This is a genomic window from Halobacillus sp. ACCC02827 (assembly GCF_030291935.1).
GTDB lineage: Bacteria > Bacillota > Bacilli > Bacillales > Halobacillaceae > Halobacillus.
This window is the reverse complement of sequence record NZ_CP128168.1, coordinates 38,453-52,997: the sequence shown is the minus strand read 5'-3', so window position 1 is coordinate 52,997 and position 14,545 is coordinate 38,453. Positions and strand designations below refer to the sequence as shown.

The window sequence follows — 14,545 nt, the reverse complement described above, 5'->3', positions numbered from 1 at the left end:
TAAACTAACCAATTTTGGAACATAAGGAGCATTAGAAATACAGCTTTAATTCGGCTAATACCCTGAAATGAAAGGATATCGTTATACCCCACGATGTATTAAATGCTGGAAAAGAAAAATCGGTTATTAGTAATTGACACGTCTGGGAATGGTTGGTACTATTATGTCGAGACATATGTCGAATATTGACGATTTTAAACTTTTGATTGAGGGGAGACAGAAAAATGAAATCTACAGGTATCGTACGTAAAGTCGACGAACTAGGTCGTGTAGTAATCCCGATCGAACTTCGCCGCACATTGGGAATCAACGAAAAAGACGCATTGGAAATTTATGTTGATGATGATCGTATCGTCCTTAAAAAGTACAAGCCGAACATGACATGTCAGGTGACAGGGGAAGTTTCAGATGACAATATGAAACTGGCCAATGGCAACCTCGTCCTTAGCAAAGAAGGCGCACAAATCCTTCTTCAAGAGCTACAAGACAACCTTAAATAATTATTATAGAGATAAAAACAAAAAGACGACAACTGGTTACAAAGAAACAGATCAACAAGACATATGTTCAAACAAATCCCTTACTGTAGTACAGTAAGGGATTCTTTATTAATCCTCGATATGATAGGCCTGATACACATCCCGTTTCGGGATTTTCCGATCGAGGGCTGTCTGTTTGATGGCATCTTTGTTCTTTTTATTCTCTTTCCTAATATAGTATTCGACATGTTCGACTAAAGACATTGCCGACCACCACAATTGATCCTCTGTGACCGCTTCATCCGTTCCCTCCACAAGCACAACGAATTCGCCGCGGAGCTCCTGTTCCTGAACCCAGCCGCTTAACTCTTCCAGCGTACCGCGCGCATATTCCTCATACCGCTTGGATAATTCACGTGCCAGGGCGGCCGGACGTGCACCAAGCAATTCGTATAGATGAGCAAGCATCTCTTTTAAACGGTGGGGAGATTCGTAGAAGATTAGTGTTGCTTCCATTGTTTTCAGACGATCCACAACCACTTTACGATCTTTCTTTTTTCGTGGCAAAAAGCCACAAAAATGGAATTCTTCTGTAGGCAGGCCGGAACCTGCTAAAGCCGGCAGTGCCGCGTTTGCTCCCGGCAATACGACGACGGGTACTGCTGCTTCCACAGCCAATCGCACCAAATCTGTACCTGGGTCAGAAATTCCCGGCATACCTGCATCACTCACCACAGCCAGGTCTTCTCCGGCAGTCAGACGCTCAATCAGTTGAGGACCTCTTGTCTGTTTATTGTGTTCATGATAGCTGACAAGCGATGTGTCGATGTCGAAATGATTAAGCAGTTTTTTCGTATTGCGCGTGTCTTCTGCACCGATTGCCTCTACTTCTTTCAAGACCCGGACCGCCCGGAACGTCATATCCTCCAAATTCCCAATAGGGGTAGGAACGATATAAAGCGTACCGGTTTCATGGTTTTCGAAACTTTTCTGTATGTTCATAGTCATCCATCCTCGCTTTCCGCTCTGTGATCCACGCTTCCTTCTCGCCCTTCGACAACTGCTTCAAACGATATTCTTCACGAAGTGCCTCGCCTCTGCTTTCATAAGATTCAAATGCCTCGAGGAGAAGCGGGCCGCGGCCGCGAGTGTATTTTGCCCCCTTACCGGCACGATGCTTCTCCAGGCGGGCGGACAAGTTGTTTGTATAACCGGTATATAGTGTATCGTCCTTGCAGCGGAGCATATAAACACAGTGCTCATTCTCCATCAAGGATCTCCCTCAATTCATCCGTGTAGGAGCCGTCATCCTTTAAAGCGTAGAACGGCGGGAGAATCTTGAGACCAGGCTTCCCGTCTCTTACTCCTTCCACCAACAGAATATTCGCTTCTTTTCCTGCTTTCGGATATACGAGCTGCATCCGTTTCGGTTCCAGTTTATATTTCTTGAACAACTCAATGATTTCCACCATTCTGTCCGGCCGATGGACCATAGAGACTTTCCCTCCGGATTTAGTCAGCTTGCTGCACGCTTGTACGACATCTTCCAGCGTGCAGTATATTTCGTGCCGCGCAATGGTCAGATGCTCATTGTCATTCTGCTCTTCTTTCTTCGGCGTTGGGAAGTATGGTGGATTGCACGTCACCAAATCAAATTTATTGTTCCCATAATAGGCCGGCATGTCTTTCAGATCCCCATGAATCATCTCCAGTTGATCTTCAAGCCCGTTCAATTCGATATTCCTTACCGCCATATCGTAAAGCCGCTCCTGGATTTCCACCCCCGTAATCGGCACGCTCGATCTAGTAGATAAGAAAAGGGGGATGACGCCATTCCCAGTACAAAGATCTAAAATCTTTCCTCTCGTTTTCGGAACATAGGTGAAATGCGCAAGCATGACCGCATCAAGAGAAAAGGCGAAAACACTGGGACTTTGAATGATTCGTTTATCTTTCTTTGCTAACAAATAGTCTATCCGTTCATCACCATATAATGAAACCATCTTCCTCTAACCCTTTCTTCCTTCTATATAAAGACAGCCCTTCCTCGGACGAGCAAGGAAAGGCTTGGACCTGGAATTATTTCTTTTTATTTAAGAATGATAGACAGAACAAGCAGTCTTCGTCTCTCGGGCTGCCAAAATGCAAATTACAAATATGAAAGCCTTCTTCGTAAAGCCTGGCGAGGTTGTCATAACCTTCACCGACGACGGCGCCCTTTTCCTGTTTAGAGGGGGAGGAAGCTGTCTGTTCTTTCTCATTTTCTTTCTCTAGTCGTTGCCGCAAATGATGATTCTCAAGCGATAAGTGCTGGTTCTCCTCCAACAAATAGGCAAGCTGCTTTTTTAAATCGCCCAGCTGTTCATACAGCTCGCCGATCTGACTTTCAAAATGGGATACTTGTTCAAAAATGGCTTTCTTGTTCACGCTTGACTCCACCCTTTATTCTGAAGCTTCTGCTTGAAGGACTCCTTCGTCAATCAGCTCTTGCAAAGAGTATTCCAATACCCGCTCTTGATCGCGGAATTCGACCTGGATCAGCCGTTCCAGCATGTTCAGCCCGACAACTTTGCCCTTGCCGACAGAAGTCGCAATACTTTCACCAAGGTCTGGAAGCTCTTTCTTCGCATGTTCATAATCATCATTCTCATATTTGAGACAACACATTAAGCGGCCGCACAATCCGGAAATTTTCGCTGGATTCAACGATAGATTCTGATCTTTAGCCATCTTAATGGATACCGGTTCAAAATCTCCTAGAAACGTCGAACAACATAACATCCGGCCACACGGGCCGATGCCGCCGAGCATTTTCGCTTCATCCCTCACACCGATCTGGCGGAGCTCAATCCGTGTCTTAAATACGGATGCCAGATCCTTTACAAGCGTACGGAAATCCACGCGTCCATCGGCTGTAAAATAAAAAATCACTTTATTACGATCAAACGTATATTCCACATCGACAAGATTCATGTCCAATTTATGTTCTTGAATTTTCTTCTCACAAACGCGGTAGGCTTGGAAAGCGTTATCTTTGTTTTCATCCACCGTTACTTTATCTTTATCATCTGCAAGCCGGATGACCTTCTTGAGAGGTAAAACAACGTCTTCTTCATCTATGGATTTATTAGCAATGACAACTTTCCCGAACTCAATCCCACGGACCGTTTCGACGATGACATAATCTTCCGTCGTCATACGGATTCCGCCTGGATCGAAATAATATACCTTACCCGCCTGTTTAAATCGGACACCTACAACTTCGATCATTCGATCATCACCTCTGTAGTTGAAGGGTAAGTTGTTCCATCACTAAATTAGGATGGACATTTTGATTTATCTTTCGTTTCGCCTCAAGTATTTCAGACAAGCAGTTAGCAGCTGACTGACGGGACCACCGCATACTCGCTTGGTTCAATTTCTCTTTCTCTGTCATGAAAACGATGGATTCTTCCCGGTCCAAAAATAGGTTGATAACATCCTGGAACCAAAGCATCAAGACGTCTAGCCCACGTTGCAGCTGAACGCGTTCTTTAAAATGAGGCATCCACTGATGGTTGATAAACAAAAGTCCTTCATTTGGTTTATTTTGAAGCACTTCAACTAATTGTATCACTAGTTTTCGCACCTGCGCAAACCACTCATCATTATTCATATCGAGCGCTTCACTTAAATTATTCGTCAAAGAAGCGAGCAGCCTGGCATTGGATGCGGAAACGCCTTCTTGGATTAATTTTTTCTCGACATTGTGAGGATTGAGCGGTTGAAAAGCGAGGAGCTGGCATCGGGAACGAATCGTATCCAATATCGTCTGCCCGCTTTCTGTCAACAGCATCGCTGTCGTCTGCTGGCTGGGCTCTTCCAGGAACTTCAACAGCCTGTTTGAAGCGTTGACGGTCATCTTATCTGCATCCACAATAATGTAAACTTTCCGGTTGGATTCCATACCGGTATAGGCGAACTCCTTCTGCAGATGAAGGATCTGTTCTTTCTTAATGGATTGGCCGTCTGGTTCAATCCAGTGAAGGTCCGGGTGGTTTCCAGAATCGATTCTGTGGCAGTCCCGGCAGTTCTGGCAGGGTTCCGGACCTTCCCTCTGTTTACAGAAGATGCTCTTCGCAAATAGAAGACTCATCTCCTTTTTCCCTGTCCCTTTACTTCCCTGGAACAGATAGGCATGGGAAATGCGGTCTTTCTTAAAGCTGTTTCTTAACATTTGTGCCGCCAAAGGCTGGATCTCTTGCATAGTTGTCCAAGTCTGCATATGGCTTTTCCGTCCTTACGTATATAAATTGATGAGCAGACCTTTGATTTCACCGATCAAGCTCAGCAAATCAATAGAGTTGGATTCTTGATCCATGACAGCCTCGGTAAGCTCCACCAGTTTTTCGTCAACCGTTTCTACGATAGTGAGCTTCCTCGTCTGTCCGTGGAGGTTCCAACTGTGTGATTGTTTCTTTTGATAACCGTAACTGACTGATTCCTTCAGGAAATCACGGACCAAACGCTTATATTTCGCTAAATCACGGAAGGAGCGGGAGCGGGCCACGCGGTCCCCCTGCGACGCAATCGTCGACATCAAATGGTTCAGCTGGGTCTGCTGCAGCTGCTCGGTCTTCGTTTGAATGACGCTGTGGAAACTAGACTTAGCCTTCCCGGACGGAACCATCTGTTTCCCTGCTCCATCCACCTGCGTACGTACATCCTGCGTAATTTTCATACGAGTATCCTTCCTGAATTAAAAATGGAAAAATGATTCGACGGGAAGGACAAATACCGTCGCACCGCCGACTTCCACTTTGACAGGCTTCGGTATATAGGAATCGGCATTTCCTCCCATAGGGGAGATCGGTGCAATCATCTGCTCTCTTTGGCTGCAATTCTTTCGAATGATATCCAGTGTCGGATCAACCTGATCATCATCACAGCCGATCATGAATGTCGTATTCCCCTCCCGAAGGAAACCGCCTGTCGTTGAAAGTTTTGTTGTCTTTATATCGTTTTCCGCTAACGCATTCGTCAAGCGGTTGCTATCTTTATCCTGAACAACAGCAATAATCATTTTCATAAGCAAAACCCCTCCTATCGGGTGTTATCTATAGTATAACAAATGATGGAATCTTATGAGGAAGTCAAAAAACTGTCCAACACACGTTGGACACTATTTCTTACCTCTTCGAAGGATTTTCCAGCGTCAATGACCTTAATGCGTTGTTTATGAGCTTCTGCAAGCTTATGATAGGCGTCCCTGACTGTCTTATGGAAAGCGATATGTTCCAAGTCAAGTCGATTCTGCTCTCTTCCCTCATTAGCTTCGATTCTCGAAAGACCCTGCTCCGGTTCAATATCAAACAGCAGGGTAAGGTCCGGCATGTGATCATCAATGGCAAATTTGTTGATGTCATAGACTTCTTCCATTCCGAGGCCGCGGGCCGCACCTTGGTAGGCCAGACTCGAATCAATGAAGCGGTCACATAGAACCACCTCTCCCCGCTCTAAAGCAGGGAGGACTTTCTCGATCAGGTGCTGCCTTCTTGCTGCAGCATATAATAAAGCTTCTGTCCTTGCATCCATTTCTGTATGGGCAGGATTAAGTATTACCTTTCTAATTTCTTCTGCAATCCGGATACCCCCGGGTTCTCTTGTCTCTAGAACTGCATATCCCTGATCACGCAGCTCTCTGCCTACTTCGCGAAGGATGGAGGATTTTCCTGCTCCTTCTCCACCTTCGAATGTTACAAACAATCCCTTCACGTTCATTCTCCTTTAAACACTCGTATCCCATCTTCCATTCCTACATTATGAAAACGCGCCCCCAGCGATAGAAGGCGGCGGATTTCTGACACATGGGCCTCCATGATCCGCTCTCCTTTCATGAGGATCGGAATACCAGGCGGATAAGGAATGACCGCCTCTGCGGCGATTAAGCCCACTGCATCTTCCAAAACTGCCTGTTCCTGCTTTCTATCCCGCATTTCTGTATACCGCATCTCTAAGGTTTGGATTGGTGGAAACGTAATTTGTTCTTCTGCTATTGTAGCACGCCCGGGGGCCTTTTTTAATGCGGAATCTACTTTCCCAATACGTTCCTTTAACTCTTGAAGAGAGAAATGAGGACGCAATCCTAGAATAAGCAGGACCTGTCTGCTCGTAGCGAGCTCCGGCACGATTCCCTCCTTCTCCAACGCCTCAGCAAGTTCGAATCCGCTCCCTTCAGCGGGTTCCAATGTAATCTTAAATGGATCATCCCTTGGCCCCTGCTGCAGGACATGCCAATAGGGGGAGGATTGAAAGACATCCCGTACCTGCACCGCCCAATGCAAACCGGCTTCTCTTTCTTCTTCTCTCCAAGTAGATAAGAACTTCCGGGCGAGATCCAAGCTTGCCATCAATGGGTAAGATGGGCTGCTTGATTGAAGCATTTGCAGGTAATGACGCAATACGTATTTATCCACCCTTTTCCCTTGGACATGCATATAAGAGGCCATCGTCATCGCAGGAGCCATTTTATGAGCAGACTGAACGACGACATCTGCCCCTGCTTCCAGTGCAGGAACAGGCATTGGATCACCTAAATGAAAATGAACCCCGTGCGCCTCATCAATGAGTAAAGGTACACCTTTGCTGTGAACAACCCGGGCAATCTCCTTCAAATCGTAAGCACGGCCGAAATAGTCGGGATACGTCAATAACACACCTTTGCTGTCCGGGTGCTCTTTCAACGCCTGCTCAATGCTGGACGGAGTTATGCTGCTGTATCGTCCTGTTTCTTTCTCATACGCGGGACTTATTACCACCGGGGATACATTCGCAAGCTCCAAGCCGTTCCAAACAGATTTATGACAATTCCGTTGGACAATAAGTTTTTCCCCCGGCTTACAGACCGCGTGAATCATAGCCAGATTCCCAACCGTCGTTCCATTAACAAGGAAAAATGTTTCATCACTTCTAAAAAAAGAAGCTGCTAAGTGCTGTGCTTCTTTTATGACCCCTTCCGGTGCATGCAGATCATCCAAACTGCTTACCTCCGTAGCGTCGATCCTTAGAGTTGATGGCAGGATACCTTCCGCTTCTCCCGGGAGAATCCTTCCATATTTATGCCCGGGGACATGAAACGACATTGGATCCCGGTCTATATTTGCTTGAAGGGCCTCATATAGAGGAGCCCGTTTATAATCATTCATTTACTCCACCTCTTCCAATAGAAAGCGTACAAAAAAACCCTTCTACAATCAATGGATTAGTAGAAGGGTTGGTTATATCTTAAATAAGCTGAAATACCCTTATTATTTTTTTATAAGACCCATATACCAGGCACTCTTTTCAAGAAGGAATCATCGAACGCTGCGCTTTGGACATTTGTTTTACAAAATACTCATACCTTGGATCATCTGCCGGCGTCTCAATCATTTCTGCTTCACAGGACGGACAAATGTAAACTTTCAACAAGTAAATTCCTTCACTCGTTTCTTTTGAACAAATGCTGCACTCATGCTTAGCCATTTTGATTTCCCTCCCCTGTTACTTTCCATATCCTTAACTCTAGTTTCTCCGAAACTACGAATAATATACATCTCCTTTCAAAAAGAAGAAGTACTAGATAGAAAGAAAGCACACGAAGGATACACAAAACCCCTCCAGGATAACCTGAAGGGGTTTCAAAGAGACGTGGCAGCGTCCTACTCTCACGGGGATCTACCCGACTACCATCGGCGCTGAAGAGCTTAACTGCTGTGTTCGGCATGGGAACAGGTGTGACCTCTTCGCCTTCACCACCACATCAATATTCTATTGAGGTAAACCCTCAAAACTGGATAAGGAAACATCTTTATCGAAAGAAACGTTTTTCACGCGATCATTTGATCAGATAGATAAGTCATCGATCCATTAGTATCCGTCAGCTCCACGTGTCACCACGCTTCCACCTCGGACCTATCAACCTCATCGTCTCTGAGGGATCTTATTTGCTCGAAGGCAAAGGGAAATCTCATCTCAAGGGGGGCTTCATGCTTAGATGCTTTCAGCACTTATCCCGACCACACGTAGCTACCCAGCTATGCTCCTGGCGGAACAACTGGTACACCAGCGGTGTGTCCATCCCGGTCCTCTCGTACTAAGGACAGCTCCTTTCAAATTTCCAACGCCCACGACGGATAGGGACCGAACTGTCTCACGACGTTCTGAACCCAGCTCGCGTACCGCTTTAATGGGCGAACAGCCCAACCCTTGGGACCGACTACAGCCCCAGGATGCGATGAGCCGACATCGAGGTGCCAAACCTCCCCGTCGATGTGGACTCTTGGGGGAGATAAGCCTGTTATCCCCGGGGTAGCTTTTATCCGTTGAGCGACGGCCCTTCCATGCGGTACCGCCGGATCACTAAGCCCGACTTTCGTCCCTGCTCGACTTGTAGGTCTCGCAGTCAAGCTCCCTTGTGCCTTTACACTCTGCGAATGATTTCCAACCATTCTGAGGGAACCTTTGGGCGCCTCCGTTACTCTTTGGGAGGCGACCGCCCCAGTCAAACTGCCCACCTGACACTGTCTCCGGACCGGATCACGGTCCTGGGTTAGAATGTCCGTACAGCCAGGGTAGTATCCCACCAGCGCCTCCACCGAAGCTAGCGCTCCGGCTTCTAAGGCTCCTACCTATCCTGTACAAGCTGTACCAACATTCAATATCAGGCTACAGTAAAGCTCCACGGGGTCTTTCCGTCCTGTCGCGGGTAATGTGCATCTTCACACATAGTATAATTTCACCGGGTCTCTCGTTGAGACAGTGCCCAAGTCGTTGCACCTTTCGTGCGGGTCGGAACTTACCCGACAAGGAATTTCGCTACCTTAGGACCGTTATAGTTACGGCCGCCGTTTACTGGGGCTTCGGTTCAACGCTTCGCTTACGCTAACGCATCCCCTTAACCTTCCAGCACCGGGCAGGTGTCAGCCCCTATACTTCGCCTTACGGCTTCGCAGAGACCTGTGTTTTTGGTAAACAGTCGCTTGGGCCTTTTCACTGCGGCTCCTCGGCAGAGGAGCACCCCTTCTCCCGAAGTTACGGGGTCATTTTGCCGAGTTCCTTAACGAGAGTTCTCCCGCTCACCTTAGGATCCTCTCCTCGCCTACCTGTGTCGGTTTGCGGTACGGGCACCTCTTTCCTCACTAGAGGATTTTCTTGGCAGTGTGAACTCAGGAGCTTCGGTACTATAGTTCCCTCCCCATCACAGCTTGACGTTATGCCGGACGGATTTGCCTATCCGACCGTCTCACTGCTTGGACGTGCACATCCAATGGCACGCTCTCCTTATCCTCCTGCGTCCCCCCGTCGTTCAAACGGAAAGGAGGTGGTACAGGAATATCAACCTGTTGTCCATCGCCTACGCCTTTCGGCCTCGGCTTAGGTCCCGACTAACCCTGAGAGGACGAGCCTTCCTCAGGAAACCTTAGGCATTCGGTGAAAGAGATTCTCACTCTTTTTTCGCTACTCATACCGGCATTCTCACTTCTAAGCGCTCCACCAGTCCTTACGGTCTGACTTCACGGCCCTTAGAACGCTCTCCTACCATTGATCCTACGATCAATCCGCAGCTTCGGTGGTGTGTTTAGCCCCGGTACATTTTCGGCGCAGAGTCACTCGACCAGTGAGCTATTACGCACTCTTTAAATGATGGCTGCTTCTAAGCCAACATCCTGGTTGTCTAAGCAACTCCACATCCTTTTCCACTTAACACACACTTTGGGACCTTAGCTGGCGGTCTGGGCTGTTTCCCTCTCGACTATGAACCTTATCACCCACAGTCTGACTCCCAGAACAAAGTCTATGGCATTCGGAGTTTGACTGAATTCGGTAACCCGATAGGGGCCCCTCGTCCAATCAGTGCTCTACCTCCATGACTTTCTATTCTGAGGCTAGCCCTAAAGCTATTTCGGAGAGAACCAGCTATCTCCGTGTTCGATTGGCATTTCACCCCTACCCACACCTCATCCCCGCAATTTTCAACTTGCGTGGGTTCGGGCCTCCAGTCAGTGTTACCTGACCTTCACCCTGGACATGGGTAGATCACACGGTTTCGGGTCTACGACCGCATACTCACTCGCCCTATTCAGACTCGCTTTCGCTGCGGCTCCGCTTCTGCTGCTTAACCTTGCATACGGTCGTAACTCGCCGGTTCATTCTACAAAAGGCACGCCATCACCCATTAACGGGCTCTGACTACTTGTAGGCACACGGTTTCAGGATCTCTTTCACTCCCCTTCCGGGGTGCTTTTCACCTTTCCCTCACGGTACTGGTTCACTATCGGTCACTAGGGAGTATTTAGCCTTGGGAGATGGTCCTCCCGGATTCCGACGGAATTTCACGTGTTCCGCCGTACTCAGGATACACTCCGGAGGGAGAAAGGTTTCGACTACAGGGCTGTTACCTGCTCTGGCTGATCGTTCCAGATCGATTCATCTACCTTCCTCCTTGGTAACTCCAAAGGAGTGTCCTACAACCCCAAGAGGCAAGCCTCTTGGTTTGGGCTGATTCCGTTTCGCTCGCCGCTACTTGGGAAATCGCATTTGCTTTCTCTTCCTCCGGGTACTTAGATGTTTCAGTTCCCCGGGTCTGCCTTCTTATACCTATGTATTCAGCATAAGATCCTGCTCCATTACGAACAGTGGGTTTCCCCATTCGGAAATCTCCGGGTCAAAGCCTACTTACGGCTCGCCGGAGCATATCGGTGTTAGTCCCGTCCTTCATCGGCTCCTAGTACCAAGGCATCCACCGTGCGCCCTTATTCACTTAACTATCGTCGTGAAAAGACGTTTGTTTAAAACTTTCGATGTTTGATGTCTTGTCATCAATCGTTTCATCGTTAGATGATACGATGATTCCTTATCCAGTTTTCAAGGTTCACGTAGTTCAGAGAAATCTTTCGATCTCTCAAAACTGAACAACCAACCAAGTACGCTTCCGTTCTAAATCCTTAGAAAGGAGGTGATCCAGCCGCACCTTCCGATACGGCTACCTTGTTACGACTTCACCCCAATCATTGGTCCCACCTTCGGCGGCTGGCTCCAAAAGGTTACCTCACCGACTTCGGGTGTTACCAACTCTCGTGGTGTGACGGGCGGTGTGTACAAGGCCCGGGAACGTATTCACCGCGGCATGCTGATCCGCGATTACTAGCGATTCCGGCTTCATGCAGGCGAGTTGCAGCCTGCAATCCGAACTGAGAATGGTTTTATGGGATTTGCTACACCTCGCGGCTTCGCTGCCCTTTGTACCATCCATTGTAGCACGTGTGTAGCCCAGGTCATAAGGGGCATGATGATTTGACGTCATCCCCGCCTTCCTCCGGTTTGTCACCGGCAGTCACCTTAGAGTGCCCAACTGAATGCTGGCAACTAAGATCAGGGGTTGCGCTCGTTGCGGGACTTAACCCAACATCTCACGACACGAGCTGACGACAACCATGCACCACCTGTCACTTGGTCCCCGAAGGGAAATCCCTATCTCTAGGGAGGTCCAAGGATGTCAAGACCTGGTAAGGTTCTTCGCGTTGCTTCGAATTAAACCACATGCTCCACCGCTTGTGCGGGCCCCCGTCAATTCCTTTGAGTTTCAGCCTTGCGGCCGTACTCCCCAGGCGGAGTGCTTAATGCGTTAACTTCAGCACTAAGGGGTGGAAGCCCCCTAACACCTAGCACTCATCGTTTACGGCGTGGACTACCAGGGTATCTAATCCTGTTTGCTACCCACGCTTTCGCACCTCAGCGTCAGAAACAGACCAGAGAGTCGCCTTCGCCACTGGTGTTCCTCCACATATCTACGCATTTCACCGCTACACGTGGAATTCCACTCTCCTCTTCTGTCCTCAAGTTCCCCAGTTTCCAATGACCCTCCACGGTTGAGCCGTGGGCTTTCACATCAGACTTAAGGAACCGCCTGCGCGCGCTTTACGCCCAATAATTCCGGACAACGCTTGCCCCCTACGTATTACCGCGGCTGCTGGCACGTAGTTAGCCGGGGCTTCCTCGTTAGGTACCGTCAAGGTACCGCTCTATTCGCACGGTACTTGTTCTTCCCTAACAACAGAACTTTACGATCCGAAGACCTTCATCGTTCACGCGGCGTTGCTCCGTCAGACTTTCGTCCATTGCGGAAGATTCCCTACTGCTGCCTCCCGTAGGAGTCTGGGCCGTGTCTCAGTCCCAGTGTGGCCGATCACCCTCTCAGGTCGGCTACGCATCGTCGCCTTGGTGAGCCGTTACCTCACCAACTAGCTAATGCGCCGCGGGCCCATCTGTAAGTGATAGCGAGAAGCCATCTTTCAACTTTCCTTCATGCGAAAGAAAGTATTACCCGGTATTAGCCCCGGTTTCCCGGAGTTATCCCGATCTTACAGGCAGGTTGCCCACGTGTTACTCACCCGTCCGCCGCTCGTTCCACGAGCGTCACCCCGAAGGGATCAGCTCGCTTCCCGCGCTCGACTTGCATGTATTAGGCACGCCGCCAGCGTTCGTCCTGAGCCAGGATCAAACTCTCCATAAAAGTGTTTGACTTGCTCATTTTGCACACCGAATGTGCTTGTTTGAATTCTCTCTATATAATAGAAAGAATGTTTGACGTACTGGTTGGTTCGTTCAGTTTTCAAAGATCAAAATGTTGTTTGCCGCTTAACAGCGACTTAACTAATATAACATGTTGTTTCGTTTCCGTCAACAACTTTTTTATATTTTGTTTCGTTAAGTTCTGTGCGGTGCGCCGCTCTCTTAACGCGACAAGTAATAATATATCATGGCTATAAATCTATTGCAATACCTTTTTCAAAAAAAGTTATATTCTTTTCAAACACTTCTATTCATAGATACATAAGGACACATAAATAGAAGGGAAGGGGCTACTCCCCTTCCCTTCTATAGTACCCATATATGGATGGCCGCCAAGGAAACTACTCCGGGGAAGCCCAGTATAGTGGCAACTGCAGCAGTGAAGACATTAATAGGAACATGCAGTCCGAACTGGGCACCGAACAGGTTGACGAAGAACAACAGAATAACAGCAACGATCAACTTCGTAACCGCTTGTCCGGCAAACTTTATCGGTGAAGAAGGCAAACCGATGATCAACAGAAACGGTATAGTCAGTCCCAATAATAGAAGAACGAGCACCGGATCCATAAAAAACCCCCTATCCATGTAAACTGTTTCTATAAACAGTGTATGTTCATGGATAAGGGGTTAGTACCACCTTTAAGAGAGTGCGTTGATTCCTCTGTAACGTGCTTCTCTTAATAAGTAGAAGTATTTCGCTTTATAAAGAGCAAGATCCTTCAAACCTTCTTCACTAGGTTCGATGCTTTGTTCAATTATATTGTTTAATGTTTCCCATTCCTGTTTCATCTTCTTTATATGAATAAGAAGATCCTGGTCGAACTCTTTTTTGATCTTATTTTTTCGCCCTAACAATCGGAACACCTCTTTACAGTTCTCTCCGACCTTCCAGCGCTTTGGATAAGGTCACTTCATCTGCGTACTCCAAGTCTCCCCCCACAGGTAAGCCGTGAGCGATTCTGGTCATACGAATTCCCGAAGGCTTTACGAGCCTGGAAATATACATCGCTGTCGCTTCTCCTTCTATATTGGGGTTCGTCGCAAGGATCAGCTCTTCGATTCCTTCATCTTTCAGACGATTAATCAGACTTGGAACGTTGATGTCTTCCGGTCCAATACCGTCCATAGGTGAAATCGCCCCGTGAAGTACGTGGTACTTCCCGCGGAATTCTTTCATTTTCTCCATGGCGATGACGTCTTTTGGATCCTGAACGACACAGATAAGCGTCTGATCTCTGGATTCGTCCTGACAGATAGAGCATGGGTCTTGGTCGGTGATGTGTCCGCAAACCGTACAATGGGTCAACTCCCTCTTCGCATTAACGAGGGATTTCGCAAAATCAAGCACATCGTCTTCTTCCATTTCTAAAACGAAAAAGGCCAGGCGAACGGCCGTTTTCGGACCGATTCCCGGCAGTTTCGTAAAACTGTCGATCAGTTTTGATATTGGTTCCGGATAATACATAAGAACT

General features: G+C 47.8%; 15 protein-coding genes and 3 rRNA genes. 1 reads left to right on the top strand and 17 read right to left on the bottom strand.

Annotation, left to right across the window (positions count from 1 at the left end):
* The first annotated feature begins 224 nt into the window (after window positions 1–224).
* Window positions 225–500, top strand: coding sequence for a transition state genes transcriptional regulator AbrB (abrB, locus tag QRD89_RS00305; RefSeq protein WP_008633460.1), 276 nt, complete (start codon window positions 225–227; stop codon window positions 498–500).
* 108 nt (window positions 501–608) lie between these two features.
* On the opposite strand, the gene rsmI is transcribed toward abrB, so the two are convergent.
* The 17 genes from rsmI to recR all read right to left on the bottom strand — a co-directional run bounded on the left by rsmI (window position 609) and on the right by recR (window position 14,538).
* Window positions 609–1,481: a 16S rRNA (cytidine(1402)-2'-O)-methyltransferase gene (rsmI, locus tag QRD89_RS00300; protein ID WP_026577065.1), complete on the bottom strand. Its 873-nt coding sequence runs from the start codon at window positions 1,479–1,481 to the stop codon at window positions 609–611.
* The gene (locus QRD89_RS00295) at window positions 1,450–1,749 is read right to left on the bottom strand and encodes a GIY-YIG nuclease family protein (protein WP_026577066.1); all 300 of its coding nucleotides are present in this window, start codon (window positions 1,747–1,749) and stop codon (window positions 1,450–1,452) included. The genes rsmI and QRD89_RS00295 overlap by 32 nt, the downstream gene beginning before the upstream one ends.
* Window positions 1,739–2,482, bottom strand: coding sequence for a tRNA1(Val) (adenine(37)-N6)-methyltransferase (locus QRD89_RS00290; RefSeq protein WP_026577067.1), 744 nt, complete (start codon window positions 2,480–2,482; stop codon window positions 1,739–1,741). The genes QRD89_RS00295 and QRD89_RS00290 overlap by 11 nt, the downstream gene beginning before the upstream one ends.
* 76 nt (window positions 2,483–2,558) lie before the next feature.
* The gene (gene yabA, locus QRD89_RS00285) at window positions 2,559–2,906 is read right to left on the bottom strand and encodes a DNA replication initiation control protein YabA (RefSeq protein WP_008633452.1); all 348 of its coding nucleotides are present in this window, start codon (window positions 2,904–2,906) and stop codon (window positions 2,559–2,561) included.
* A gap of 15 nt (window positions 2,907–2,921) precedes the next feature.
* Window positions 2,922–3,749: a PSP1 domain-containing protein gene (locus tag QRD89_RS00280; RefSeq protein ID WP_008633451.1), complete on the bottom strand. Its 828-nt coding sequence runs from the start codon at window positions 3,747–3,749 to the stop codon at window positions 2,922–2,924.
* Window positions 3,750–3,756: 7 nt separating this feature from the next.
* A complete protein-coding gene (gene holB, locus QRD89_RS00275; RefSeq protein WP_026577068.1) occupies window positions 3,757–4,743 on the bottom strand; it encodes a DNA polymerase III subunit delta' in 987 nt (328 codons plus the stop codon).
* A 15-nt stretch (window positions 4,744–4,758) separates the two neighbouring features.
* On the bottom strand, window positions 4,759–5,199 hold the full coding sequence (locus QRD89_RS00270; protein ID WP_026577069.1) for a YaaR family protein: 441 nt from the start codon (window positions 5,197–5,199) through the stop codon (window positions 4,759–4,761).
* Window positions 5,200–5,217: 18 nt separating this feature from the next.
* Window positions 5,218–5,547, bottom strand: a complete 330-nt coding sequence (gene darA, locus QRD89_RS00265) for a cyclic di-AMP receptor DarA (protein ID WP_008633442.1) — start codon at window positions 5,545–5,547, stop codon at window positions 5,218–5,220.
* Between the two features lie 53 nt (window positions 5,548–5,600).
* Complete coding sequence (gene tmk, locus QRD89_RS00260) at window positions 5,601–6,233, bottom strand: dTMP kinase (protein WP_026577070.1); 633 nt, start codon at window positions 6,231–6,233, stop codon at window positions 5,601–5,603.
* A 2-nt stretch (window positions 6,234–6,235) separates the two neighbouring features.
* Window positions 6,236–7,663 (bottom strand): aminotransferase class I/II-fold pyridoxal phosphate-dependent enzyme, encoded by a 1,428-nt coding sequence (locus tag QRD89_RS00255; protein WP_286096091.1) that lies wholly within the window; start codon window positions 7,661–7,663, stop codon window positions 6,236–6,238.
* A 139-nt stretch (window positions 7,664–7,802) separates the two neighbouring features.
* Entirely contained in the window at window positions 7,803–7,982 is a 180-nt protein-coding gene (locus QRD89_RS00250) for a sigma factor G inhibitor Gin (protein WP_008633437.1), read from the bottom strand.
* Between the two features lie 163 nt (window positions 7,983–8,145).
* Window positions 8,146–8,259, bottom strand: a 5S ribosomal RNA gene (gene rrf / locus QRD89_RS00245).
* Window positions 8,260–8,346: 87 nt separating this feature from the next.
* Window positions 8,347–11,265 (bottom strand): 23S ribosomal RNA (locus tag QRD89_RS00240).
* 182 nt (window positions 11,266–11,447) lie between these two features.
* Window positions 11,448–13,011, bottom strand: a 16S ribosomal RNA gene (locus QRD89_RS00235).
* Together the 16S, 23S and 5S rRNA genes form the textbook arrangement of a ribosomal RNA operon.
* A 365-nt stretch (window positions 13,012–13,376) precedes the next feature.
* A complete protein-coding gene (locus tag QRD89_RS00230) occupies window positions 13,377–13,640 on the bottom strand; it encodes a pro-sigmaK processing inhibitor BofA family protein (protein WP_286096090.1) in 264 nt (87 codons plus the stop codon).
* Between the two features lie 72 nt (window positions 13,641–13,712).
* A complete protein-coding gene (locus QRD89_RS00225) occupies window positions 13,713–13,937 on the bottom strand; it encodes a YaaL family protein (protein WP_369815270.1) in 225 nt (74 codons plus the stop codon).
* Window positions 13,938–13,941: 4 nt separating this feature from the next.
* The gene (gene recR, locus QRD89_RS00220) at window positions 13,942–14,538 is read right to left on the bottom strand and encodes a recombination mediator RecR (RefSeq protein ID WP_008636091.1); all 597 of its coding nucleotides are present in this window, start codon (window positions 14,536–14,538) and stop codon (window positions 13,942–13,944) included.
* Between the last annotated feature and the right edge of the window lie 7 nt (window positions 14,539–14,545).